This is a genomic window from Bradyrhizobium sp. B117 (assembly GCF_038969555.1).
Classification (GTDB): Bacteria; Pseudomonadota; Alphaproteobacteria; order Rhizobiales; family Xanthobacteraceae; genus Bradyrhizobium.
Window position 1 is genome coordinate 6,869,173 of sequence record NZ_CP152414.1, and the last position, 24,410, is coordinate 6,893,582.

At 65.8% G+C, this 24,410-nt stretch carries 26 protein-coding genes; 13 read left to right on the forward strand and 13 right to left on the reverse strand.

The window, feature by feature from the left end:
- The first annotated feature begins 76 nt into the window (after nucleotides 1–76).
- Together AAFG16_RS33380 and AAFG16_RS33385 are read left to right on the forward strand one after the other, a co-directional pair.
- Complete coding sequence (locus AAFG16_RS33380; protein WP_342732154.1) at nucleotides 77–2,560, forward strand: GAF domain-containing protein; 2,484 nt, start codon at nucleotides 77–79, stop codon at nucleotides 2,558–2,560.
- A 21-nt stretch (nucleotides 2,561–2,581) separates the two neighbouring features.
- Nucleotides 2,582–4,288 (forward strand): alpha/beta-hydrolase family protein, encoded by a 1,707-nt coding sequence (locus AAFG16_RS33385; RefSeq protein ID WP_342732156.1) that lies wholly within the window; start codon nucleotides 2,582–2,584, stop codon nucleotides 4,286–4,288.
- A gap of 105 nt (nucleotides 4,289–4,393) precedes the next feature.
- On the opposite strand, the gene AAFG16_RS33390 is transcribed toward AAFG16_RS33385, so the two are convergent.
- Complete coding sequence (locus AAFG16_RS33390) at nucleotides 4,394–5,977, reverse strand: MDR family MFS transporter (RefSeq protein WP_342732158.1); 1,584 nt, start codon at nucleotides 5,975–5,977, stop codon at nucleotides 4,394–4,396.
- A 153-nt stretch (nucleotides 5,978–6,130) separates the two neighbouring features.
- The gene (locus AAFG16_RS33395; protein WP_342732160.1) at nucleotides 6,131–6,646 is read right to left on the reverse strand and encodes a YcgN family cysteine cluster protein; all 516 of its coding nucleotides are present in this window, start codon (nucleotides 6,644–6,646) and stop codon (nucleotides 6,131–6,133) included.
- 292 nt (nucleotides 6,647–6,938) lie between these two features.
- On the opposite strand from AAFG16_RS33395, the gene AAFG16_RS33400 reads away from it, so the two are divergent.
- The 4 genes from AAFG16_RS33400 to AAFG16_RS33415 all read left to right on the forward strand — a co-directional run bounded on the left by AAFG16_RS33400 (nucleotide 6,939) and on the right by AAFG16_RS33415 (nucleotide 10,838).
- Nucleotides 6,939–9,230 carry a PBP1A family penicillin-binding protein gene (locus tag AAFG16_RS33400; RefSeq protein ID WP_342732162.1) on the forward strand — a complete coding sequence of 764 codons (2,292 nt, stop codon included), beginning with the start codon at nucleotides 6,939–6,941 and terminating at the stop codon, nucleotides 9,228–9,230.
- 9 nt (nucleotides 9,231–9,239) lie between these two features.
- Nucleotides 9,240–9,818: a DUF1214 domain-containing protein gene (locus AAFG16_RS33405; protein ID WP_027558791.1), complete on the forward strand. Its 579-nt coding sequence runs from the start codon at nucleotides 9,240–9,242 to the stop codon at nucleotides 9,816–9,818.
- Nucleotides 9,815–10,399, forward strand: coding sequence for a DUF1254 domain-containing protein (locus AAFG16_RS33410; protein WP_283080712.1), 585 nt, complete (start codon nucleotides 9,815–9,817; stop codon nucleotides 10,397–10,399). The genes AAFG16_RS33405 and AAFG16_RS33410 overlap by 4 nt, the downstream gene beginning before the upstream one ends.
- 190 nt (nucleotides 10,400–10,589) lie before the next feature.
- Entirely contained in the window at nucleotides 10,590–10,838 is a 249-nt protein-coding gene (locus tag AAFG16_RS33415; RefSeq protein WP_283080713.1) for a hypothetical protein, read from the forward strand.
- Nucleotides 10,839–10,998: 160 nt separating this feature from the next.
- On the opposite strand, the gene AAFG16_RS33420 is transcribed toward AAFG16_RS33415, so the two are convergent.
- The 4 genes from AAFG16_RS33420 to AAFG16_RS33435 are packed head-to-tail and all read right to left on the reverse strand — an operon-like array spanning nucleotide 10,999 to nucleotide 15,138.
- Nucleotides 10,999–12,171 (reverse strand): MFS transporter, encoded by a 1,173-nt coding sequence (locus AAFG16_RS33420; protein ID WP_342732168.1) that lies wholly within the window; start codon nucleotides 12,169–12,171, stop codon nucleotides 10,999–11,001.
- 28 nt (nucleotides 12,172–12,199) lie between these two features.
- Entirely contained in the window at nucleotides 12,200–13,417 is a 1,218-nt protein-coding gene (locus tag AAFG16_RS33425) for an MFS transporter (protein ID WP_342732170.1), read from the reverse strand.
- On the reverse strand, nucleotides 13,414–14,772 hold the full coding sequence (locus tag AAFG16_RS33430; RefSeq protein WP_342732172.1) for an NAD(P)-binding domain-containing protein: 1,359 nt from the start codon (nucleotides 14,770–14,772) through the stop codon (nucleotides 13,414–13,416). The genes AAFG16_RS33425 and AAFG16_RS33430 overlap by 4 nt, the downstream gene beginning before the upstream one ends.
- Before the next feature lie 48 nt (nucleotides 14,773–14,820).
- Nucleotides 14,821–15,138, reverse strand: a complete 318-nt coding sequence (locus AAFG16_RS33435; protein WP_342732174.1) for a metalloregulator ArsR/SmtB family transcription factor — start codon at nucleotides 15,136–15,138, stop codon at nucleotides 14,821–14,823.
- Between the two features lie 125 nt (nucleotides 15,139–15,263).
- On the opposite strand from AAFG16_RS33435, the gene AAFG16_RS33440 reads away from it, so the two are divergent.
- The 4 genes from AAFG16_RS33440 to arsC are packed head-to-tail and all read left to right on the forward strand — an operon-like array spanning nucleotide 15,264 to nucleotide 16,960.
- Entirely contained in the window at nucleotides 15,264–15,626 is a 363-nt protein-coding gene (locus AAFG16_RS33440; protein WP_342732176.1) for a metalloregulator ArsR/SmtB family transcription factor, read from the forward strand.
- Nucleotides 15,619–15,861 carry a hypothetical protein gene (locus AAFG16_RS33445; protein WP_283080718.1) on the forward strand — a complete coding sequence of 81 codons (243 nt, stop codon included), beginning with the start codon at nucleotides 15,619–15,621 and terminating at the stop codon, nucleotides 15,859–15,861. The genes AAFG16_RS33440 and AAFG16_RS33445 overlap by 8 nt, the downstream gene beginning before the upstream one ends.
- Nucleotides 15,861–16,562: an MIP/aquaporin family protein gene (locus tag AAFG16_RS33450; RefSeq protein ID WP_342732178.1), complete on the forward strand. Its 702-nt coding sequence runs from the start codon at nucleotides 15,861–15,863 to the stop codon at nucleotides 16,560–16,562. Before AAFG16_RS33445 ends, AAFG16_RS33450 begins: the two co-directional genes overlap by 1 nt.
- Nucleotides 16,559–16,960, forward strand: coding sequence for an arsenate reductase (glutaredoxin) (arsC, locus tag AAFG16_RS33455; protein ID WP_342732180.1), 402 nt, complete (start codon nucleotides 16,559–16,561; stop codon nucleotides 16,958–16,960). Before AAFG16_RS33450 ends, arsC begins: the two co-directional genes overlap by 4 nt.
- 80 nt (nucleotides 16,961–17,040) lie before the next feature.
- On the opposite strand, the gene AAFG16_RS33460 is transcribed toward arsC, so the two are convergent.
- Nucleotides 17,041–17,985 carry a DUF1259 domain-containing protein gene (locus AAFG16_RS33460; protein ID WP_342732182.1) on the reverse strand — a complete coding sequence of 315 codons (945 nt, stop codon included), beginning with the start codon at nucleotides 17,983–17,985 and terminating at the stop codon, nucleotides 17,041–17,043.
- A gap of 291 nt (nucleotides 17,986–18,276) precedes the next feature.
- Here AAFG16_RS33460 and AAFG16_RS33465 point away from each other — a divergent pair, with 291 nt between their 5' ends.
- Nucleotides 18,277–19,356, forward strand: coding sequence for a Cj0069 family protein (locus AAFG16_RS33465; RefSeq protein WP_342732184.1), 1,080 nt, complete (start codon nucleotides 18,277–18,279; stop codon nucleotides 19,354–19,356).
- Between the two features lie 36 nt (nucleotides 19,357–19,392).
- Here the strand turns inward: AAFG16_RS33465 and AAFG16_RS33470 are convergent, their stop codons facing one another.
- Complete coding sequence (locus AAFG16_RS33470) at nucleotides 19,393–20,220, reverse strand: MBL fold metallo-hydrolase (protein WP_342732186.1); 828 nt, start codon at nucleotides 20,218–20,220, stop codon at nucleotides 19,393–19,395.
- A 94-nt stretch (nucleotides 20,221–20,314) separates the two neighbouring features.
- Here AAFG16_RS33470 and AAFG16_RS33475 point away from each other — a divergent pair, with 94 nt between their 5' ends.
- Entirely contained in the window at nucleotides 20,315–21,208 is an 894-nt protein-coding gene (locus AAFG16_RS33475) for a LysR family transcriptional regulator (protein ID WP_342732188.1), read from the forward strand.
- On the opposite strand, the gene AAFG16_RS33480 is transcribed toward AAFG16_RS33475, so the two are convergent.
- Both AAFG16_RS33480 and AAFG16_RS33485 read right to left on the reverse strand, forming a co-directional pair.
- On the reverse strand, nucleotides 21,162–21,923 hold the full coding sequence (locus AAFG16_RS33480; RefSeq protein ID WP_283080724.1) for a hypothetical protein: 762 nt from the start codon (nucleotides 21,921–21,923) through the stop codon (nucleotides 21,162–21,164). The genes AAFG16_RS33475 and AAFG16_RS33480 overlap by 47 nt on opposite strands.
- Nucleotides 21,924–21,936: 13 nt before the next feature.
- Nucleotides 21,937–22,125 carry a hypothetical protein gene (locus tag AAFG16_RS33485; RefSeq protein ID WP_235539389.1) on the reverse strand — a complete coding sequence of 63 codons (189 nt, stop codon included), beginning with the start codon at nucleotides 22,123–22,125 and terminating at the stop codon, nucleotides 21,937–21,939.
- 252 nt (nucleotides 22,126–22,377) lie between these two features.
- Between AAFG16_RS33485 and AAFG16_RS33490 the strand changes: the two genes are divergently transcribed.
- A complete protein-coding gene (locus tag AAFG16_RS33490; protein ID WP_283080725.1) occupies nucleotides 22,378–23,352 on the forward strand; it encodes a DUF2336 domain-containing protein in 975 nt (324 codons plus the stop codon).
- A gap of 97 nt (nucleotides 23,353–23,449) precedes the next feature.
- On the opposite strand, the gene AAFG16_RS33495 is transcribed toward AAFG16_RS33490, so the two are convergent.
- From AAFG16_RS33495 to AAFG16_RS33505, 3 genes are read right to left on the reverse strand one after another with little or no spacing between them, the layout of a single operon-like run.
- Nucleotides 23,450–23,794 (reverse strand): DUF1491 family protein, encoded by a 345-nt coding sequence (locus AAFG16_RS33495; RefSeq protein ID WP_283080726.1) that lies wholly within the window; start codon nucleotides 23,792–23,794, stop codon nucleotides 23,450–23,452.
- Between the two features lie 3 nt (nucleotides 23,795–23,797).
- Complete coding sequence (locus AAFG16_RS33500) at nucleotides 23,798–24,091, reverse strand: BrnA antitoxin family protein (RefSeq protein WP_283080727.1); 294 nt, start codon at nucleotides 24,089–24,091, stop codon at nucleotides 23,798–23,800.
- Complete coding sequence (locus AAFG16_RS33505; protein WP_283080728.1) at nucleotides 24,072–24,332, reverse strand: BrnT family toxin; 261 nt, start codon at nucleotides 24,330–24,332, stop codon at nucleotides 24,072–24,074. The genes AAFG16_RS33500 and AAFG16_RS33505 overlap by 20 nt, the downstream gene beginning before the upstream one ends.
- Nucleotides 24,333–24,410: the final 78 nt, after the last annotated feature.

The window sequence follows — 24,410 nt, forward strand, 5'->3', positions numbered from 1 at the left end:
GCGCTGGCTCCGGCCGCAGAAGATGTGATAATCCGCCTTGGTGCCGCGCGGGCCGCGGCATCAGGCCGGATTGCGAATGACCAACCCTTCCAACGATGTCGCCGATGCGCTCGCTGCCGAGAACGCCCGGCTGCGCAGCGAGCTTGCGAGCGCGCGCGACCGCCAGAGCGCCAGCGCCGAGATCCTGCGCACCATCGCGGCCTCGCCCTCCGACGCCCGGCCGGTGTTCGAGGCGATCGCATCCAGCTCGAAACGCCTGCTCGGCGGCTTCTCCGCCACCGTGCTCCAATTCATCGGCGACGAGCTGCATCTCGTCGCCTATACGCCGACGAGCCCGGAGGCGGACGCGGGGCTGAAGGCCTCGTTCCCGCGGAAGATCACGGAGTTTCCGACCTTCGAGCTGGTGCGCGACGGCGAGACGATCCAGTTTCCCGACAGCGAAGCCGATGACGTCCCGCAGCTCAACCGCGATCTCGCGCGGCTGCGTGGCTTCCGCAGCGTGCTTTTCATGCCGCTGATGAACCGCGGCGCACCGGTCGGCATGATCAGCGTCACCCGCGCCGAGGTCGGCGCATTCGCGCCCGACCTCGTGCAGCTGCTCCAGACCTTCGCCGACCAGGCCGTGATCGCGATCGAGAATGCGCGGCTGTTCAACGAGACGCAGCAGACGCTGGAGCGGCAGACCGCCACGGCGGACATCTTGAAGGTGATGGCCGCCTCGCCCTCCGACGTGCAGCCGATATTCGACGCCATCGCCGCCAATGCCAACCGCCTGATCGGCGGCTTCTCCACCGCGGTGCTGCGCTATATCGACGGCGCGGCGCATCTTGCGGCGTTCACGCCGACCGATCCGGCCGGCGACCGCGTGCTCCAGGCGTCCTTTCCGGTGGCGTTCGCGCAGTTCCCGCCCTACCCGCTCGTGGCGGGCGGCAGCGCGGCGCAGCTACCCGACACCGAGCTCGAGCCGGCCGCACGCGACATCGCGCGGGCGCGCGGCTATCGCAGCATGCTGTTCACGCCGCTGATGAGCGAGGGCGAGGCGATCGGCGTCATCATCGCCACGCGCCGCGCGACGGGGACGTTCGATGATCATCATGTCAGGTTGCTCCAGACCTTCGCTGACCAGGCCGTGATCGCGATCAAGAATGTCAGCCTGTTCAACGCCACGAGGGAAGCGCTGGAACGGCAGACCGCGACCGCCGACATCCTCAAGGTGATCGCGGCCTCGCCGGCCGACGTCACGCCGGTGTTCCAGGCCATCTCCGACAGTGCCAAGGCGCTGGTCGGCGGGCATTCCACCGCCGTCACGCGCGTCATCGGCGGCATGCTGCATCTGGCCGCCTTCAGCACCGACAACGAAGCCGGCAATGAGGAATTGCTCAGCTCGTTCCCGGCGCCGCTGACCGCGTCAGGCATTCACAGCCGGGTGGCGGCGCGCGGCGAATACGCGTTCCGCAGCGACATGCAGAACGAGCCCGATCTCACGGAGGCCATGAAGGAGCTGGCGCGGACGCGAGGCTATCGCAGCATTCTCGTGGTGCCGATGCTGCGCGACGGCGTTGCGATCGGAACCATCGGCGTGACGCGGCCTGAGGCCGGTCATTTTCCGGAGAAGGCGATCAACCTGCTCAAGACTTTCGCCGACCAGGCCGTGATCGCGATCGAGAACACCCGCCTGTTCAACGAGGTGCAGGACCGCACGCAGGAGCTCGCCAAATCGCTTAACGATCTGCGCGCCGCGCAGGACCGGCTGATCCAGACCGAGAAGCTCGCCTCGCTCGGTCAGCTCACCGCCGGCATCGCGCACGAGATCAAGAACCCGCTCAACTTCGTCAACAATTTTGCATCGCTCTCGTCCGAGTTGACCGACGAGCTCAACGAGGTGCTGGCACCGGTCCGGCTCGCCGACGATGTCCGCAACGAGATTGACGAGCTGACCGGGCTCTTGAAGGACAACCTGCAAAAGGTCGTGCAGCACGGACGGCGCGCCGATTCCATCGTCAAGAACATGCTGCTGCATTCCCGTGAGGGCGGCGGCGAGCACCGCTTGAGCGACATCAACGCGCTGGTCGAGGAGAGCCTCGATCTCGCCTATCACGGCGCGCGCGCCGAGAAGCCGCAGTTCGACGTGACGGTGAAACGCGAGCTCGATCCGGCGGCCGGCTCCGCCGACGTCTTCCCGCAGGAGATCACGCGGGTGCTTTTGAACCTGGTCTCGAACGGATTTTACGCGGTCACGAGGCGCAAAGCGGACAACTGCGCTGCCGGTTACGAGCCGGTGGTGACTGCGACCACCCGCGACCGCGGCGACCGCATCGAGATCCGCATCCGCGACAACGGCATCGGCATCCCCGACGAGGTGAAGGCGAAGATGTTCAATCCGTTCTTCACCACCAAGCCGGCCGGCGAAGGCACCGGCCTCGGGCTGTCGATGAGCCACGACATCGTGGTGAAGCAGCATGGCGGCACGATCGACGTCGCCACCGAGCCGGGCCATTTCACGGAATTCACGATCCTGCTGCCGCGGAAGAGCAGCTTCCCGGACACGAACAGAGGTTAGCGGCGATCGGAAGGGGCCTTCATGACTCTGGCGCGGCTCATTCGGCGACAATTGCTCTCGCTGTCCGGCGTCGGGCTCATGCTGGGTGCGTTGTTCTTCGCGGCCGCGCTGACGCCGACGCTGGTGCCGCGCAGCTATCTCACGCAAGGCGCCCTCGCCGGCGGCTGCTTTGCGATCGGCTATCTCGCCGGCAACCTCTGGCGCTGGCTGTGGCACTATCTCGAGCTGCCCGAACCTTCGCCGCACCTGAGGTCAGGCGCCAATGCGCTGGTCGCGACCGGCTGCCTGATCGTCGTCGTCATCTATCTGTGGCGCGCCGCCGAATGGCAGAACTCGATCCGCACCGTGATGAAGATGCCGCCGGTCGAGACCGCGCATCCACTCAAGGTCTGCGCCGTGGCGCTGATCACGTTCGTGGTGCTGCTGGTGCTGGGGCGGCTGTTCGCGCTTGTCGCTCGCGTCCTCGCTGCGCGCACGGAGCGCGTCATCCCCCGGAAGGTCGCCAACGTCATCGGCGTGCTCGTCGCAGGCCTGCTGTTCTGGTTGATCGCCAACAATGTCCTGATCCGAACGGCGTTCAACGCGCTCGATTCATCCTTCCGCGAGTTCGACGCCTTGTTCGAGCCCGAGCGGCCGCAGCCGACCGATCCTGATCGAACGGGAGGTGCGGCATCGCTGGTGAAATGGAAAGAGCTCGGACGCACGGGGCGACGCTTCATCGCGTCGGGCCCGCGCGCGGCCGAGATCAGCGCCGCCACGGGACAGGCCGCACAGGAGCCCGTGCGGGTTTATGTCGGTCTCGGCGGCGCCGGCACGGCGCAAGCCCGCGCAAGGCTTGCGCTCGACGAGCTCAAGCGGCAGCACGGTTTTGACCGCGCCGTTCTCGTCGTCATCACGCCGACCGGCACCGGCTGGATCGATCCGTCGGCGATGGACACGGTCGAATATCTCCACCATGGCAATGTCGCCAGCGTCGCCATGCAGTATTCCTATCTCAATAGCCCGCTGTCGCTGCTGTTTCAGCCCGAATACGGCGCGGAGGCCGCGCGCGCTCTGTTTGCGGAAATCTACGGCTACTGGACGACACTGCCGAAAGACAAGCGGCCGAAGCTGTATCTGCACGGGCTCAGCCTCGGCGCCCTCAACTCGGAGAGATCCGCTGAGCTGTTCGAGACGATCGGCGATCCCATCGCCGGCGCGCTGTGGAGCGGTCCACCGTTCGAGAGCCGCATCTGGCGCTCGGTCACCGCAAACCGCAACCCTGGCTCGCCGGCGTGGCTCCCGGAATTCCGCGACAGCCGCATCGTGCGCTTCATGAACCAGAACGGGCCCACGGTGCCGCCGGATACGCCCTGGGGAGCGATGCGCATCGTCTACCTGCAATATGCCAGCGACGCGATCACGTTCTTCGCCTACCGCGATGCCTTTCGGGCCCCGGCCTGGATGAGCGCGCCGCGCGGGCCGGACGTCTCACCGGAGCTGCGATGGTATCCGATCGTGACGATGCTGCAGCTTGCCCTCGACATGGCGGTCGCAACCAATACGCCGATGGGATTTGGCCATGTCTATGCGCCCGAGCATTACGTCGATGCCTGGGTCGCGGTCACGGATGTCCATGATTGGTCCGCCGATGCGCTGGCACGGCTCAAGAGCCATCTTGCGGCAAGAGCACGGCAGGCCGCCGCGGGCAGTTCGGACGAAGACCCCTATGCCGATCGCGGCGGCTAAAGCATGATCCGGAAAAGTGCGAAGCGGTTTTCCGGAAAGATCATGCGCAAACAACAGCCTAAAGCGCGATGACGATTCATCCAAATCTAATCGCGCTTAGGTCTCCTACTCCGCCATCTCTACATGCTTGGTGACAGAGGGACCGGCGAGCGGCCGCTCCTCCATCATGATCAGGCAGAACGCGGCGCCGGCCATCAGCGCTGTAGCGGCGCCGAAGACGTAGCGGAACGCGTGCCGCATGTCCTCGGTGGGAATCACGACGCCGCCGGCGGCGTGGTGCTCTCCGGCGAGCGGAATGTCGGCGCCGAGCGCGATCAGCAGGATCGCCGCGAAGGCCGCGACCGTGAATGATGACATCAGCGAGCGGAAGAAGTTCAGCGCGCCGGTGATGGTGCCGACTTGCGGACGGGCGACCGAATTCTGCAGCGAGACCACGCAGACCGGGAAGGTCGTGCCGAGGCCGAGGGCGAACGCGGCCATCAGCGTCAGCAGAGCCCAGAGCGGCAAGGTCGTGAATGTGAGGCCGAGGCCGCACAGCGCGGCCCAGGACGTGCCGATGATGGCGACGCGCTTGTAGTGCTTGGCGCGCGCCATGGTGCGGCCGGCGATCGCCGCGCCGCAGGTCGAGACCGCCGCAAGCGGAATCAGCGCGAGGCCCGCCTCGCTGGCGCTGAGGTGATAGACGGACTCGTAATAGAGCGGCAGCTGAACCGTGAGCCCAGTGATCGCACCGAGCGCGCAGCCGCCGGCCGCCAACGCGTAAGGCGCGACCGATCCGCCGAGCAGCGGCAGCGGCAGGAACGGCTCGTCGGCGCGACGCGCGTGCCAGACGAAGGTGACGGCGAGCGCGACCGCACCGCCGACCATCGCGAGCACGGTCGGCGACAGCCACGGGTAGTGCGTGCCGCCCCAGGTCAGCACCAGCATGAAGACGACGGCGGAGGCCATCAGCAGCACGCCGCCGAGCCAGTCGACCTCGCGCTTGCGGTGGAACACCGGGATCTTCTTCATCTTCGGCAGCAGCAGCGCGAGCGCCGCCGCCGTGAGCGGCAGATTGATCCAGAAGATCATCGACCAGTGCAGATGCTCGGCGAACACGCCGCCGATCACCGGGCCCAAAATGCCGCCGACCATCCAGACGCTGGAGAAATAGGCCTGGTATTGGCCGCGCTCGCGCGGGCTCACGACGTCGGAGATCACGGTCTGCACGACCGGCATGATGCCGCCGCCGCCGAGGCCCTGCAGGCCGCGCGCGAGGATCAGCATCGGCATGTTCGGCGCGATCGCGCACAGGATCGAGCCTGCGACGAACAGGCTGAGCGAGGTGATGATCATGGCCTTGCGGCCGTAGATGTCGCTCAGCGTCCCGAACACCGGCGCAACCGCGGTCGAGGCGAGCAGATAGGCGGTGATGACCCAGGAAAGGTTCGAGACGTCCTGGAACTGACGCCCGATCGTCAGCAGCGCGGTCGCGACGATGGTCTGGTCGAGCGCGGCCAGAAACATCGTCAGCATCAGGCTGATGACGATGGTGCGGACCTCGTCCGAGGTCAGCGCCGCGGGCGGCGAGATGGACGGCGCGTCATCGACGCTGATGACCTCGCTCGGAAGGCGGGACAGCTCTTCGGCGATATCGTCGGGCAACGCCTGGATGTCGGCAGAACTGCTCTGCCGGTCGAACTTGTTCATCTCGATCGGACGTGATGGGGCGGCGCAACGCCGCGAAGGATTCGTTCTATGCAGGCAATGTAGAGAGCAAAATCCTTCCCAGGCAGGCACCGCTGCGCATGGGTGCATCCCGCACGGGGGCCATCCCGAACATGTGATCCCGCCTGCGGCGGATCAGTCCTTCGGCCGTCGCTTCAAGCGTGCCCGTTTCGGCAGCATAGCCGGCCATTGCACGATGTGGTCCTCGAGCTCCTCGTCCGGGATGTCCTCCTCGCTGCCCTCGACCCGGCCGCGCACGGAGACGCCGGCCTCGTGCACGGTATTGGGATCGCCGGAGACCAGCGGGTGCCACCAATAGAGGTCGCGCCCTTCGGCGACGAGCTTGTAGCCGCAGCTCGGCGGCAGCCAGTTCAGGGTGCGGACATTGGCCGGGGTCAGGCGGACGCAGTCGGGAACCATGTCGGAACGATTCGGGTAGTCCTTGCAGGCGCAGGTGCCGGCATCGAGCAGCTTGCAGCCGACATGGGTGAAATAGATCTGGCCGGTGTCCTCGTCCTCGAGCTTGTTCAGGCAGCAGCGGCCGCAGCCGTCGCACAGGCTTTCCCATTCCTCCCCAGACATCTCTTCCAACGTCTTGGTTTTCCAGAAGAATCCTTCCTGGCCGGAAGGTCGTTTGGGAGCTGCGGTCATGCGCCTCAACAAGGTTCGAAAGAGCTACGGCTAACGTCATCTAGGGCGTGCGGCCGGTCTGCTGCAAGCAAGCCCCTCTCAAGGCCCGTAATGACCCGGGGTCAATTAGGCCTGTTGTTCAAAATAGCGAGCCTGACCATTGGTTTATAGGCCCCGCTCGGCTAGAAGGAACAACAAGTCCCTCGGACGCTTGCCGGGCGCCTTGGGTTTGCCGCAACATTCCCTCAAGACGTCCCGGCGCCGCCCCGGCCGGGTGCTTGAACGCTATCGTACCGAGCCTCAAGGGTTCTAGGTGGTCCAGAACACACCATCCAACTGGAAGAGCAAGGTCCGGAATTTCTTCCTGGACCTCGATGCGCGCATCGACTCCTCGCTGTTCTCCTCGGCCAAGGGCATCCGCGAGCTCTATGAGCGCTACTCGACCTTCATGGACCGCTTCTATGTCGGGCGGTGGAAGCGCTGGGTGTTCATCGAGCCGCTGTCGGAAGCCGCGACCCTCGGGCTCGGCGGGCTCGTGCTGCTGCTCACGCTCGCCATCCCCGCCTTCCGCGAGACCGCCGACGAGGACTGGCTGAAGAAGTCCGACCTCGCGGTGTCGTTCCTCGACCGCTACGGCAACCCGATCGGCAGCCGCGGCATCAAGCACAACGATTCGATCCCGCTGGAAGATTTCCCCGACGTGCTGATCAAGGCGACGCTCGCAACCGAGGACCGCCGCTTCTACGACCATTTCGGCATCGACATCGCCGGCACCGCCCGCGCGCTCGTCACCAACGCGCAGGCCGGCGGCGTCCGCCAGGGCGGCTCCTCGATCACCCAGCAGCTCGCCAAGAACCTGTTCCTGAGCAACGAGCGAACCATCGAGCGCAAGATCAACGAAGCGTTCCTCGCGGTCTGGCTGGAATGGCGGCTGACCAAGAACGAGATCCTCAAGCTGTATCTGGACCGCGCCTATATGGGCGGCGGCACGTTCGGCGTCGACGGCGCAGCGCATTTCTATTTCAACAAGTCCGCGCGCGACGTGACGCTGGCGGAAGCCGCGATGCTCGCCGGCCTGTTCAAGGCGCCGACGAAATACGCCCCGCACATCAACCTGCCCGCCGCCCGCGCCCGCGCCAACGTCGTGCTCGACAACCTCGTCGATGCCGGCTTCATGACCGAGGGCCAGGTGTTCGGCGCCCGCCGCAACCCCGCCTTCGCCGTCGACCGCCGCGACGAGGCTTCGCCGAACTACTATCTCGACTACGCCTTCGACGAGATGCGCAAGTTGGTCGACACTTTCCCGAAATCCTACACCGAGCGCGTCTTCGTCGTTCGCCTCGCGATCGACGCCAACGTGCAGAAGGCCGCGGAAGACGCGATCGAGAACCAGCTGCGCCAGTTCGGCCGCGACTATCACGCGACGCAAGCTGCAACCGTCGTCGCCGATCTCGACGGCGGCATCCGCGCCATGGTCGGCGGCCGCGACTACGGCGCGAGCCAGTTCAACCGCGCCACCGACGCCTATCGCCAGCCCGGTTCGTCGTTCAAGCCCTACGTCTACACCACCGCCCTCCTGAACGGTTTCACACCGAACTCGGTCGTGGTCGACGGCCCGGTCTGCATCGGCAATTGGTGCCCGCAGAACTATGGCCATTCCTATTCAGGCTCGGTCACGCTGACACAGGCGATCACGCGCTCGATCAACGTCGTGCCGGTGAAACTGTCGATCGCGATCGGCCAGAAGGAACAGCCGAAGGCGCCGAACCCGGCCAAGATCGGCCGCGCCAAGATCGTCGAGGTCGCGCGCCGCTTCGGCCTCAAGGCTCCCCTGCCCGACACGCCGTCGCTGCCGATCGGCTCGGACGAAGTCACCGTGATCGAGCACGCCGTCGCCTACGCGACCTTCCCCAACCGCGGCAAGTCGGTGACGCCGCATTCGGTGCTGGAGGTGCGCACCGGCGCCGGCGACCTCGTCTGGCGCTGGGACCGCGACGGGCCGAAGCCGAAACAGGCCATTCCGCCGAACATCGCCGCCGACATGGCGGGCATGATGAGCCACGTCGTCAGCGAAGGCACCGCGCGCCGCGCGGCGCTCGACGGCATTCCGACCGCGGGCAAGACCGGCACGACCAATGCGTATCGCGACGCCTGGTTCGTCGGCTACACCGGCAATTTCACCTGCGCGGTCTGGTACGGCAATGACGACTACTCGCCGACCAACCGCATGACCGGCGGCTCGCTGCCGGCGCAGACCTGGCATGACATCATGGTCGCCGCGCATCAGGGCGTTGAGGTCCGGGAGATCCCCGGCATCGGCATGGGCCAGAAGCTGCCGCCGCAGCCGAAGGATGCGAACGCGCAGGCCAGCGCGGCGCCGAAAGTGCTGGAGACCAAGCCCGGTCCGCCGCCGGTGCTGACCAAGCGCGGCGCCGACATCCTGGTGCGCGTCGAGAAGCTGCTCGACGACGCCGCCAAGACAGCGAACAAATCTGCGGCCGACGACAGCAAGCAGGCCAGGCCGTCGCCGTCGACGAGCGCGCTCGCCTTCCCGCAGAACTATGCGGAAGAGAATGCGAACGCATCCGGCCCGCGCAAGAACTGATCGACGTCCGTGCGGCTGATCCTGATCACATTGACGGCGCTTCTGCTCGCAACCGTGGTTGGCCTGGGCGCGACCTGGATGACGACGACGCGCGGCACCGAGATTGGCGCGCTGACGATCGGCCCCTGGACCGCGCGCCCGCGCACCGGCACCGCCGACGTCGATCCCTATTCGCGCGCCACCATCGTGCGCAACGGCGAGCTGCCGATCGGCACCGGTGACGGCGTCGCCTTCACCGCGACCGCCGACGACAAGAAGAAGGCGCTCGACGGCCGCTGCGACGTCGTCGTCTCCGGCGTGACGCCGCCGGCTCGGTTCTGGACGCTGACGCTCTATGACCGCAAGGGCCATCTCGTCGCCAACTCGCTCCAGCGCTACGGCTTCACCAGCCAGGAGATCGTGCGGTCGTCCGACGGCTCGTTCGAGATCCGTATCGCCTCGCGCTCGCGCGCCGGCAACTGGCTGCCGACCGGCGGCATCGAGCGCTACGCATTGATGCTGCGCCTCTACGACACCCCGGTCGGCGTTGCCACGCGCACCCAGCGCGACGCGCCGATGCCCACCATCAAGACGGTGGGCTGCTCATGATCCGCCTCTTGTTCACGATCGTCGCGGGCGTGGTGCTGGGCCTCGTGGTCCATCTCGTCAGCGTGCTGGCGCTGCCGCGGATCGCGACGCAGGACGCCTATTCGCGGCTGACGCCGATGACCAAGCTCAACGGCGTCACCCAGCTTCCCATCGCCGATCCGCAGACCTCGCCGATGCCGTTCATGGACCCGGCGTTCGCGATCGCGATCTGCCGCTATGACCTCGCGGGCGGCCCGCTCAAGCTGACGGTGCCGGTGAGCCAGGCCTATACGTCGGTGTCGTTCTACACCCGCAACGAGATCGCCTATTACGCCATCAACGACCGCTCGGCCGGCAAGAAGGTGATCGAGCTCGACCTGATGACGGAAGCGCAGCACAACGAGCTGCCCGAGGACGAGGAGATCACCGCGGCCGACCGCCTGATCATCGACTCCCCCAGCACCACCGGCCTGATCGTGATGAAGGCGCTCGCCGCCGAGCCCGGCCTGATGCCGCAGGCGCAGGCCTCGCTCCAGACTGCGACCTGCGCGCCGCAGACCGAGCCGCCGGCCAAGGCCGAGGCCCCGCGCGGACGGCGCTGAGCAGGCCGTTTCGGCCAGCTCAAAACAAAAGTTTCGAAAACAACCCCATGCACAGTAGAAGGCCGCTTTCCGGCCCATGCCCTGTGCTTGCGGCGAAGCCGTTGACGTTTCGGTGCAAAACATCAGTTCGGCGCAACAGCTGAGGAACAGTCGCCTGGCTCCGCAGTTTCCTCAACTGGAGGAAACACCGATGAAAACCGCAACCCTTACTTTAGCGATCGTCCTGGCCTGCTCGACCGGCTATGCCTCGGCCCACAGCGCCAAACGCCATCATCATCACGGCTGGTTCAACTCAATGAACATGATGCACGGCCCCGGCCGGACTGCGGCCAGGACCGACCCGAACGGGACCGCAGGCGGGCCGACGAGCGTCAGCGGCACCGGCTCGTCGAAGTTCGGCGGACAGATCCCGGGAGCCAGCGGCGCGGCCCGACAGTAAGTCCGCACAGCTGCCCCCTCTAAAACTGAAAAGGCAGCGCCTTCCGGTCAGTTTGACACGTCGGGCAAAACACCGGCATAATGGCATCGTCGAGAGTTCGTCACACCCGCGTGGAGCAATCCGCCGCGGGTGTTTTCATGTCGGGGCAGTGCTCTTGCAATCAGGGCTGCTTCGCGTGTGCCATCCGCGCCCACAGCAGCGCGAACGGACCTAGCGCGACCCCAATTGCGAGAACGATGAACGCCAGCAGCCAACCGGTCGCGCTCTGTGGACCGCCGGCGATGTCGAGCGCTGCGCCGGTGCTCCATGCTCCAAGTGCAGACAGGCCGAAGCCGACTGTCGAGTGCAAAGCCAGGGTTGCACCGCGATGTTCGGACACAGCAGCCGCTGACATGCCCGCCGTCAGCGCGCCGGAATCCGCCGGCACCGTCAGGCCGTAGACGAGCAGCAGCAGCGCAAGTATCCATGCCGGAGCCGTAGAACTAAGTCCGATGACCAGCGCGACACAGGCAGATGCGATCATCACAATGGTGATCGCGCGGTGGCGGCCGAACTTCAGTGCGGCCTCGTTGCCGAGGATGCTGGCGGGCATCGAAATCACCGCAAAGCAAAAGCTCACCACGACGGGACTGAGCCACGAGGGCGCACCTTGATGAGCGACGACGAAGGTCCAGAACCCGACCAGCCAGGTGCGGATGCCGTACAGCTCGAAACAGTGGGCGCCATAGCCGAGGATATAGCCGAGCGCCTCGCGATTGGCGAAGACCGGCGCGAAGTTGAGCAAACGCCCCGCTTTCGGCGCGGGCTGCCGCGCGTCGATCAGCAGGCAGGCGAGGACCATTGCGAGAGGTCCGAACCCCGTCGCAAGGAAAGCAGCCCGCCATCCCCAGCTATCGGCGATCAGTTGCGCCACCAGGAACGAGATGCCGACACCGACCGAGAAGCTCGACGTGTACAGCGTGACGGCCCGCGAGGTATCGCCGGCGGGAAGCCGGTCGGTCAGCGCCTTCAGGCCCGGCATGTAGGCGCCGGCAAATCCAAGGCCTGCAAAGGACCAGATCGCCGTGCCCGACCAAAATCCTTGCGCGAAGATGCCGAAAGCTGCCGTGGCGAGCCCGCTCACGATCGAGCCCCAGAGAAGGACGAGCCGCGCATCGATGCGGTCGGTCAACGTGGTCAGCACCGGCACCGCGAGCATGTAGCCGAAGGCATAGCCGCTCGCCATCAAACCGCCTTCGGCTGCCGAAAGACCCCACGTCGGCATCAGATGCTGGGCCAGGTTTGCGGACAGCGTCACATGCGGCAGCAGATTGCCGACCTGGCCGATGCACATCACCGCAATCAGGGACCTGCCGCTCAGCTTAGGAATTTTGCTCTCCCACCTGGAGGGGCGCTGTTGCCTGCTCCGTACGAAGCAGCAAGAGCGCAAAGAAGGCCGAGAGCGAAACGAGCGCGCTGATCCACAGCGCACTGCTGCCGATGTGCTCGACCATCAGCCCCAGCGCGAGCGGTGCGGCGGCACCCGTTACTCTGGAAGGCAGCGCGATCATGCCGACGCGCTTGCCGAAACCCGCCGGCCCAAACAGCGCCAACGGCAGCGTACCACGGGCAATGGTGATGATGCCATTGCCCGCTCCGTACAGCAACGTGAACGTCGTCGCGAGCAACGGGCCGCCCGCGACCAGTGCAACGACACCGATCGGATTCATGAGCATGGCCAGCCTCGCCGAGAGCAGCGGATGAAACCGCGCGAGCCATCCGGCCTCCAGAACGCGCGCGCCGACCTGCGCAGGCCCGACCAACGCGCCCGCGAGCAAGGCCTGTGCCGGAGTCGCACCGAACGCAACCAGCATGGTCGGCAGAATGGCCGAGATTCCCGAGCTGACGAAGCTTGCCGCGGCAAACATGTAAGCCAGCAGCACCATCGCGAAGGTCTCGCTCTGGCGTCCAGGTCGTTGGCTCGCAGCCGTGCCCGGTCGCGGCTGCTGGTCCAATGGGACGGCGCGCGGCAGCGACAGATTGAGCGGCAAGGCGAGAGCGATATGGATGATCGCCCACACCTGGCACGCGACACGCCAGCCGTACTCGGAGGCCAGCCACGTCGTGAGCGGCCAGCCGAGCGTGCTGGCGAAGCCGGCGATCAGGGTGATGCCTGTGATGGTTCGCCGCGCATTGGTGCCGTAGATGCGGGCAAGCGTCGCGAAGGCCGCCTCATAGAGGCCCATGCACATGCCGATCCCGAGCAATATCCAGGCCGTGATCAGCACCGCTACGCCGTGGGCCACAGACAGGAGCAGCAAGCCTGCCACGAAGACGAGGTTCGAGATCGCGAGCAGGCTGCGCCCTCCGAACGTATCGATGGCATGCCCCACGCGTGGGCCGAGCAATCCGGAGATGACGAGCGCGCCCGACAGAGCGCCGAAGACGTAAGCCGGCGCGAGACCGAGGTCCCGCGCGATCGGCGCAGCCAGGATCGCAGGGAGATAGTAGCTCGACGCCCACGCAATCGTCTGCGCGGTGCCGAGCGCGAGCACGACGGCGAGCGGGCCTCGGGCCTGGCCCGCAGGGACTTGCCTCATGAGCAACCGCACCCCGCAGCTCCAGCCTTCTTGGCCGATTCATCAGCGGCACAACAGGCTGACGACTCCTCCTTCGCCGGGCCGCCGCAGCAACCCGTCGCGCTGGCTGTTTCGACACCGCCGCGCGTACAGACGCCGGTCTCCGGCAGCACAAGCTCGACCCTTGTCGCGGCTTCCTTGTCGCCAGCAAGCTCCGCCGCAATCGAGCGGACCTGCTCGTAGCCTGTCATCATCAGGAAGGTCGGCGCTCGGCCATAAGACTTCATGCCGGCCAGGTAGAAACCTGGCTCGTCATGGGAGAGTTCGCGCGCGCCGTGCGGCCGCACAGTGCCGCAGCTATGCTCGTTGGGGTCGATGAGCGGCGCGAGGGCGACCGGCGCCTCGATGGCCGGGTCGAGCCGCAGGCGCAGTTCGGAAAGAAACGAGAAGTCGGGACGGAAGCCCGTCGATACGATCAGCTCGTCCGCGACCACGCTGCGGCCACCGCAACAGGAGCCGGCCGCGATCTTGAGGCGACCTTCGGAGTCCGAGAGATGCGTGACGCCGAACTCTGTTTCGACCTTGATCCTGCCGGCGGCAACAAGTGCAGCGAAGGCGCTGCCAAGCTCGCCGCGCGCAGCGAGCTTGTCATTTCGACCACCACCGAAGGCCTTTGCGGGATCGGCGCCGCGCAGAAGCCAGAGGGCCTGCGTACCCGGCACTTCGTCGGCGAGATGAACGAGATCGATCAATGTGCCCACCGCCGAATGACCCGCGCCCAGGACAGCAACGGTCTTGCCGGCATATCGGGAGCGGCCCGCTCCCCGGACGTCCGGCATGCCATAGGCGATGCGGTCGCCGCGCTCTGGCTCGCCGATCGCGGGCAAGCCGTTGCGGCCGGCGGGATTGGGGGAGAACCATGTGCCTGAGGTGTCGATGACGGCGTCGGCACGCAGAACTTCGGGACCCTTGCCGTTCTGGTAGCGGATTTCGAAAGGCGCCTGCGCTCTGCCCCTGGTCTTCGCCTTGTCGAAGCCGACGCGGCTGATGGCGGTGACGCGGCTGGAGGTCCGGATCGCCTCACGCAGCGGCGTTCGCGTTGCGAGTGGCGCGAGGTATCGGTCAAGCAGCTCGCCGCCGGTCGGATAGGACTGAGGGTCCGGCGAATTCCATCCCGTCGGCGCCAGCATGCGCGCAGCGGCCTTGTCGACGTTGTACGCCCACGGCGAGAACAGCTGGACATGTTGCCACTGACGGACCGCGTGCCCCACTTCCGGGCCAGCCTCCAAAACGATGGGTGACATGCCGCGCTCCAGCACGTGCGCGGCCGCTGCGAGGCCGACAGGCCCTGCCCCGATGATGGCTACCGTCGTCATTTCGTTACTCCCATCATTCTAGAATCATCGAATAAGCCAGCAAAAAAATCAGGCCGCCGATTGAGCGCCCGCGCATCCGACTTCGTCCGCACAGCACTCCGCCGCCAGGAAATCCACCAGCCCCCGCATCGCGTCGAAGTTCGCGTGACAAACGAGGGTCGTGGATTCGCGGACCTGGCTGACGAGCCCGACCGCGACCAGAGACTTGATGTGGTGAGACAGCGTCGATGCCGGGATTTTCAGCTTCTCCTGCAAGCGACCGACGGGCATGCCCGAATGCCCGGCCCGGACCAGGGCGCGATAGATCTGAAGCCGGGTCTGATTACCCAGGGCTTCCAAACGTGCTGCTGCGTCGGCGATCTTCATGCCTCCACAATGCACCCGATCGCCCGCGCCGTCAACCGTATTTCTAGAATATTCGAAATAACAGCCTCTGCAGGCACTTCGGATTTCAGATTGACGGCCCCCCATATTTCCATAAATCTGGATATATGGAAACTGAAGAGGCGGTGCTGGCGCTTGCCGCCCTGTCCCAGTCGACCCGTCTGGAGGCATTCCGGACGCTGGTCAGGCACGAGCCCGACGGCCTTGCCGCCGGCGATCTCGCGCGTCAGCTGGAAGTCCCGCCGAATACGCTATCGGCTCATCTGTCGATCCTGACGCGCGCGCGCCTCGTCACCTCCGAGCGCCGCAGCCGCTCGATCGTCTACCGCGCCAACCTCGCCGAATTCCGCGATGTCGCGGTTTTCCTGCTGCGGGATTGCTGCGGCGGACGGCCGGAGGTCTGCGAGCCGGTGGTCGACAGCCTGCAAGCCTGCTGCTCTCCAAAGCGAAAGGGGAAAGCCCGTGTCTGATCGGATGTACAATGTGCTGTTCCTGTGCACCGGCAATTCGGCGCGCTCGATCCTCGCCGAGTCAATCCTTCGCAAGGACGGCGCCGGCCGCTTCCAGTCATTCTCCGCCGGCAGCGCCCCGAAGGGCCTGGTCCACCTCCCGCTGAGGAGCATCGACGAGCTCACGCTCGGCACCAAACTGCGCGAGATCGGCCGTGCCGATGGCGCGACAAATCCGACGCCGAAGGCCGGCTGATGGACAATTTCGATCTTCCGCGGCGCCTCGCGGCCGAAGCGCTCGGCACCGGCATTCTCGTCGCAACCGTCGTCGGCTCCGGCATCATGGCCGAGACGCTGACCAAGGACGTCGCGCTTGCGCTGCTCTGCAACACCCTGCCGACCGGCGCCATCCTGGTTGTCCTGATCACCGTGCTCGGTCCGATCTCCGGTGCGCATTTCAATCCGGCGGTGACGCTGGTCTTCACCGCCAAGCGCGAGCTGCCGGTGAACGAGGCCGTGCTCTACATCATCGCACAGATCGTCGGCGGCGCGATCGGAACGATCGCGGCACATTTGATGTTCGCGCATCCCCTGATCGACCTGTCGATGAAGGTCCGGACCGGCGGAGCGCAATGGTTCGCGGAAGCCGTCGCGGCGTTCGGACTGGTCGCCACCATCCTCGCCGGCATCCGCTTCCAGCGCACGGCCGTTCCCTGGCTGGTCGGCCTCTACATCACGGCCGCCTATTGGTTTACGGCATCGACATCGTTTGCAAATCCGGCAGTCGCGATTGCGCGTTCGCTGACGAACACCTTTTCCGGCATTCGGCCGGCCGACCTTCCCGGCTTCATCGTCGCGGAGCTGTGCGGGGCCATTGCAGGCATGCTGCTGATGAACTGGCTGCTCGGGCGCGCCGAGGCGCGCGGCCCGGTTGCCATCGCGGAGACCCGATCATGAGCGTCACGATCTATCACAACCCGGATTGCGGAACCTCGCGCAACACGCTCGCGATGATCCGGCAGAGCGGTGTCGAGCCCACCGTCATCGAATATCTCAAGACGCCGCCGTCCCGCGACACGCTCAAACAGTTGATCGCAGCGATGGGCATTCCGGTCCGCGCATTGCTGCGCGAGAAGGGCACCCCCTACAAGGAGCTCGGCCTTGCGGACCTCAAATGGACAGACGACGAGCTGCTCGACTTCATGATGGCGCATCCCATTCTCATCAACCGACCGATCGTGGTGACGGCGAAGGGCACGCGATTGTGCCGGCCTTCGGAAGCCGTCATCGACCTGTTGGACCATCCTGTCGGAAGGTTCGTGAAAGAGGATGGCGAGGTGGTCGAGGCAGGATAGGTTCGGATCGCTCCTCTGCACCTGAACATTTGTCTGCAATCCGACGCCGACCTGCCAGCCCTCGTCGTTCCTTCCCCGCATCAGTTCTTCGCGCTCGCGGTCTTGTCGAGCGCGGCGCGCAGGCCGCCCGCCAGCTTGACCGCGTCGTCGTTGGCCCAGAAGTGCATGAAGAAGAGACGCGGCTGCTCGTCCAGCATGTGACTGTGAAGCGCCGTCACGGCGATGCCGTGCGAGCGCAGCGCCGTGATCACGGGATTGACCTCGTCGCCGGCCAGCACGAAGTCGCCGGTGATCGCGGCCTTGCCGCCGCCGGTCGGCTGGAAGTTGATGCCGGTTGCGAGACCCAGCGGCGCGGCGGGGCTGAGCTGCATGCCTTCTTCCGCGACCGGATCGCGACGGGGAACGTTGAACTGGTAGACGCCGCCATTGGCCTGGCCCTTGACGCCGATGATCTGATCGAGCTGCGCCGTGTCGAGATCGACGGCGGGCGGAGGAGCCGCTGGAGGCGGTAGCGACAGCGGCGTCTTGCTTTCGGCGAGCGCGTCTTTCAGGGCGGCCGCGATCTTGAGGGGATCGCCATGCCCGGCCACGTGCATGTAGAACGTCGCCGGGCTCGCGCCGAGCAGATGGTTATGAACGGCCGTGATCGCGAGCCCGTTTCCGATCATCTTCAGCATCACCGGATTGATCTCGGATTCGAGCAGCACGAGATCACCCATCGCCATGACGCCGCCATGCGCGGGCTTGAACGCGACCCAGCCGCCGAGCGCCAGCGCGGGCTTGATGGTCACGCCATCGAGCGTCACTGCAAGATCGGTGCGCGGGAAGCCGTAGCGATGCACATCGCTGGTGACAGCCGCCTTGCGGCCGAGCGCTTCATCGACCTTCTGCCAGTCGACGTCCTGCGCATGAGCCGCCGCGATGAAGCAGGCGGCGATGCCGATCAGCGCAGCGCAGGCGCTGGCGCGCCGTGCCACATTGGTAAGCCGAGAGGATTTGCCGGATGAGATCGTAAAAAATGACATGCTACGCCCCTACTGAACATCAGGACGCGATGCTTGGGCATGTCGCCTCACGGGGAGATCGCACATCCCCGATGCCCCAACGTAGAAACCCGGACCGCCGGGCTGTCAACCGGAGCATCCCGCGAAACCGCCGGATGCGCGTCACGAAGAATTCACCACCCGGATGGAACCGACGCTCTCTTGAAATCCAGCGAGCAATTCTCGTAGACTGATCCGTGTGGGGACGATGCAGACTCCCCATGAGACCTCGGTCCAAGCTCTGCGCAGCACGCAAATTCGTGGAGCTTGCGCATGGACACCGAACGACACTTCTCTCCCCGTCAAACCGTCGCCATCCTCTCCCGCGGAGACGCTGCCGCGCGTCGCGACACGACAGCGCAGAACAGCCGCTTCGTTCGCGTCTTCGAGGCCCTCGCTGCGCTCGGCATCGAAGCGCATCCGGTGATCTACGACGAAACTTTCGCTGACGCGGTCCGCGATCGATTGCTCGCCGCCCGTGGCGTGCTGGTCTGGGTCGATCCGATCCATCAGGGCAAGACGCGCGCCGAGCTCGACGCCCTGCTACGCGACGTCGCAGCGCGCGGGCCATGGGTGAGCGCCCGCCCCGACGTGATCCTGAAAATGGGCGTCAAGGAGGTGCTCTACAGGACGCGTCATCTCGGCTGGGGCGCCGACACGCATCGCTACGACACGGCCGCCGGCTTCCGCGAAGAGTTTCCAGCGCGGCTTCGGGCTAGCGGCCCGCGCGTGCTGAAGCAGAACCGCGGCAATGGCGGTCAGGGCGTCTGGAAGGTGGAGGCGTTGCCCGGCACTCAAGACATGGTTCGCGTGCTCCATGCGCAGCGCGGCAGCATGCCTGAGGACATGCCGCTCGACGCCCTCCTCGCGCGCTGCGAGCCGTATTTCGGCTGGGGCGGCTGCATCATCGACCAGGCGTTTCAACCCCGCCTGCCCGACGGCATGATCCGCTGCTACATGAGCGGCGCCAGGGTCGCAGGCTTTGGGCACCAGAAGATCAAGGCCCTGATCCCGCCGCCGCCGGAGGGACCGGACTCGCCCGAAGCCCAGCCCGGCCCACGCATCATGCACGGGCCCGATGCGCCGCAATTCCAGGCGCTGCGGCGCGCGATGGAGGATGAATGGACGCCGCAGATGATGGCGACGCTCGGCATCGATGAGAGCTCGCTGCCGGTGATCTGGGACGCGGACTTCCTGTACGGACCGCGCGATGCGACAGGCGCCGATACCTACGTGCTGTGCGAGATCAACGCGAGCTCCTGCTTTGCAATCCCCGACGAGGCACCGGCCGCGATCGCGCGGACGGTGAGGGATCGCCTTTTGCTGAAGCAAAAAGCTGGCTCCGGCGGATAGAGACCGTGGCGAGCGCGCGCCCTGCAAGGCGCTCGCTCAATGCGCTCCACATCGGCAGCGCTCGTAATCGGCGGGATCGTGGCTATTGACGATCCTCACGCGATCACCGTGGTTGAGCTTGAGCGCGCGCAGCCGGGCCTGGTTGGCGATCCGCATCTTGCGGTCCATGTCGCCCTTACGCTGGAAGTAGCCGAGCATCAACGGCACGCGCGGCGATGCGTCGAGCTGGGCGTGATGGAAATAGCTGTCGCCGGCATGCAGCAGCCAATTGTCGCCCGAGCGCACTGCAATCCCGCAATGGCCGAGCGTGTGGCCCGCGAGCGGGATCATCAGCACGTCCGCGTCCTTGTCGCCGAGCGCGCGCACGCCCTTGAAGCCGAACCAGTCCTCGCCGGCTTCATCGTAAAACGCCCAGCGCGGACCATGACTCCACTGCCCCGTGACGTAGCGCCCTTGCGGCGGCGCCGGTTGGCGCAGCACCGCCATGTCGTATTCGGTACGGTGGACGTGGATGGCAGCATGGGGAAAGTCGGGCACGCCGCCGGCGTGATCGCGGTCGAGATGCGTCAGCAGCACGTGACGCACGTCGGCCGGTGAATAGCCCAACGCTTTCACCTGCTGCACCGCCGTCTCCACCGGATCGAGCTTCGGCGCGGTCTGCCGCAGCCATCGCCGTCCCAGCCGGGCGGGTGCGGCGATATCGCCAAGGCCGATGCCGGTGTCGACCAGAGCGAGCCCGTCATTGGTCTCGAGCAGGAGGCAATGGCAGACCAGACGCGCACGCTGGAACAGGCTGCCGGTGCCGTTCACGAGGCGACGGCCGACCGGGCACATCGTGCCGGTGTTGAGATGGTGGATTTTCATGGATGACCCTCGCCTGTTGTGACAGGCGCGTTCTTGCCACCACGTAATCCATAGGTAAAATATCGAATATTGATGCTATCTCTAGGCCAATCCTATGGATATCCGCGAGCTTCGCTACTTCGCCGCCGTCTATCGCGAGCGCAACCTGACCGCGGCGGCGCGCGCCTGCTTCGTGTCGCAGCCGTCGATCTCGACCGCGATCACGAATCTGGAGGCCGAGCTCGGCACCACCCTGTTCATCCGGCACAAGAAGGGCGTCGCGCCGACCGCCTCGGCGGAGCAGTTTCACGTCCTCGCGCGCCGCATCATCGACGAGGCCGATGCCGCGCGCAGCCTGTTCAAGAAACCTGCGTCAAGGACTACGGTGACGCTGGGCCTGATGCGCACGCTTGACGTGCCCCGGACGATCGCACTGCTGAAGCCGCTGACGGCGCGCAGCGACATCGCTCTTCGTCTCGTCGGCAGCGACGAGCGCGCCGACGCGCGGATCATCGCGAAGAGCATGCTGCGCGCTGACGAGCATTTCGTGTCGCTGTGGAGCGAGCGCTATGTCGCGGCCCTGCCGCCGTCGCATCCGCTGACGCTGAAGGACAAGCTCCGTGCCGCCGATCTCGCCGACGTCCCCCTGATCGACCGCTGCCATTGCGAGCAGAGCGCATTCTTCGGCCGCAATGCGCAGCGGCGCCAGACCGCGGCAATCGCGCAGTCGGAAGACTGGGCGATGGCGCTGGTCGCGGCCGGCGTCGGCATCGCCATCGTCCCGGAAGGCGTGGCACGCGGCAATCCTGATGTCGCCGTGCGCGAGATCGAGGTCAAGGTGAAGCGCGAGGTCGGCCTCGCCTATCGCGCATCGGCCCCGCTGTCGGACGCGCTGAAGGAGTTTGTGGGGAAGCTGCAGAAGCTGCGGCGAAAGCCTGATCGGGCCGGCGCGCGCAATGCGCCTAGCCCTTCACCACGACCGCGCGGCCGTAAGGCGGCTGGCTCATGACCGGCGGGTTGGCGGTCTGGGCGGCGAGCTCGCCGATCAGACGGTCGGCATCGGCGGCCATGCCGTCGGGCGCCTGGATCACCAGCCGCTCCAGCGCCCAACGATAGGACGAGACGCGCTGCTCCAGGCACTGCTGCACCCATTGCACGATCAGCGAGTTCTCCTGCATGCGCGCGACCGCATCGTCCCTCTCCCGCGGCGAGAGCGCGGAGACGCGCGGCATGGTGGCATCGCGCTTCCTGTCGAGGTCGATGACGCGGATCGCGGAGGCGAAGAACGGCTCGAAGCGGGTGATGTCGTTGCGGACGTCCTCGATCAGCTGCGCATAGCGCGAGGAGTGCGAGCGGTGCGGCTCGTCGATCAGCGTGCGACCGTACATGGTGCGGTCGAACACGATCTTCTGGCGCCAGGGCGAGGGCAGCGGCTTGTAGTCGCCGAACACGCTTTTCCACGCCGGGCGCGACAGCGGCGGCTCGATCATGGGATAGGCGAGATCGCGAAGCTGGCGTTCCTCGTCGGTGAGCTGGAATTGCGAAGCGTTCAGGCCGACGCTGCCGGTGGCCTCGACGCCGAGCCAGCGATGCATGTCGTCGCTGCGCATGTCGGCGCGGGTGCGGCCGAAATCGCCGCCACTGCAGGCAGCGAGGCTCGCGCCGACACCTGCGAGCAAGATGGGCAATAGGACTTTGCGGATCTGACGGGGGGCTTCCGGCATTGCAACAGCCGGATTAGCGGCGGCGACGACGGCGCCCCGGCGCTGTGCCCTGCTCCGGCCCGCGATCGCCACTGGTTTCGTCGCTCTCGCGCTCGATGCGGATCACGGGGAGAATCACGATCGTTCCCGTGTCCGTGCGCGGTGTGGCGTCCCCCGACGAGCCTACCCGGCGACCGGCCGGAAATTCGATGATGGTCCCCATGTCAGCTCTCTTCAATTGCCGCGCGACCGAACGCGCCCCTGCAACATGGCTTCATTAAGATCAGCTCATGGTTAACGGGATGTAAACATGCCCCTCGGGACCGTAACCACACGGCCCCGCCGCCGTCCCGTTGCGGCACGATAATGCCTTAAATTGCAGAGCGGGCTTCACGCCTCGTTTTCCTTAACGAGGCTTTAAACGAACCTGCGCTAGGTTCGCGCCAAGTGTCTCTTCCAAGTTGCGTACCTCTCCATGACCAAGTCGCTGTTTCCCGGATTCGACGGGCTGATGACCCTGTCACGTCGTGAAGGCGTCGATGTTCGTCCGACGCTGCTGCGCGTGCTGACCGACCTCTATGTTCAGGCAAGCACCCACAGCGGCGACGAGCAGCGGCAATTCGTCGAGCTCGCCACGCGGCTGATCGACCAGGTCGACGATGCGACGCGCGCGGCCATCAAGGCGAAGCTCGCGATCTACCCGCAGACGCCGGTTCCGGTCCTGCAGAAGCTCGGGCTGGTCGCAACCCAGGAAGGCCGCAGGGTTCCGCTCGCGCGCGAGATCCCCGCGCCGGCATCGGCGCCCTCACCCAGCCGCGCGCCGACCGATGCAGAAGCGCGCATGGCCACCAGCATGGCGATGCAGCCCAAGGAGGCGGCCGAGATCCATGACATGTTCTTCCGCGCCGGCGCCTCCGAGCGCGCGCTGATCCTGCACAATCTGGCGCAGACGCCGCTGAAAGCCGCGCCGCGAATCCCGACCGTGCGCGCCAAGCGCGCGATCCAGATCCTGGAGATGGCGGCAATCGCCAATGACGTCGAGAACTTCACCTATGAGCTCGGCGACAGCCTGATCCTGCCCTCGCGCGTTGCCGCGCAAATCGTCGATGATGCCGGCGGCGAGGCGCTCGCGGTCGCCGCGCGCGCGCTCGACATGCCGAGCCCGAACTTCCAGCGCATCCTCTTGTTCTTCAAGCCGGAGATCGGCAACTCCGTGAACGAGGTGTACCGGCTGTCGCGACTCTACGACCGCCTCAGCGACCGCTCGGCGCTGGTGATGCTGGCGGCCTGGCGCGGCTCCACGCTCGCCGTGACGCGCGCAAAATACCAGCCCGCGCTGCATGACGGCGAGCGCCAGCGCGCCCGTGCCGGCGCGAGCCAGACGCGCCCGGGCGTGCAGCCCGGCTCCGCGCCGGCGGTGCGGACGGGAACTGACGGGTCCGACCGCTAAAGCGCGATGAGATTAGGATGAATCGTCATCGCGCTTCAGGTTGTTGTTTGAACATGATCTTTTCGGAAAACCGCTGCGCACTTTTCCGGATCATGCTTTAGGTCTTCGCCAAATCCAGAAAATGCCGCCCGGCGCGGTCTTCGGTCTCGACGATCCAGGCGTCGGGATCGAAGCGGAGCTCCTTGGTCAGGCGCTCCTCGATCGTGTGCTCCGGCAGGGGCTGCTGCGCGACCGGCACGAAGAAGCGATCGACGGGGCGGCCGTCCTCATAGACGGTCTGCGGCGCCGGCACGTAGAGCATCGCGTTGCCGTCGAGCAGCGACACCTTGACGAACACTGCGCCCGCCTCCTCGGCGCCACGGCGGCGCACCGCGCCGAACACGCCCTCGTTTTGGCAGCGGCGCAGATAAGCGGAGACCCAGATGTTTGATTTCAGGCGCATGAGCTAACCCGCCGCGGAAGTACGCTTGCGCTTCACCACCTTGAGCAATTCTTTATCGATCCTGCTCTGCCACCCCGGACCTTCCGCCTTGAAATGGTCGACCACCACGGGACTTAGGCGCAAGGTCACCTGCCGCTTTGTCGGTGCTTTATTGGGACCGCGGCCCTTCCGCATACCTGGGAAAACCTCATCGAAAGTCTTGGCCCTGGCGAAGTCATCCTTGGTCCATTCCGGATTGTCGCTCACCGCACGCATGTCCCGCGCGGTGTAACCCTTCTTAGCGACGGTTTTCTTCATAGAGCCTCCTTTCTTTCTTGCTGGCAGGGCGCATGCTGACGATGCTTACGCCCTCAGCTCCGCGGGTCGCGAAGATGACTGAGACAACGCCACGAATGTTAATGCCGATCGCGCGCCAGCGGTTGCCATAGGTGGCCAAAACCAAGGCATTGTCGAAGAAGGTCTCGTTGAGATCCGCGAAATCCATCCCGTGCTTGTCGAGATTGGCCCGGCGCTTCGGTTCGTCCCAAACGATCTTCACAGATTATTTTGTAGCTACAAAATAATCCTAAGTCAATTGTGATGAAGTATCCGCCCGCGCAGCGGCAGCGAGGGCCGT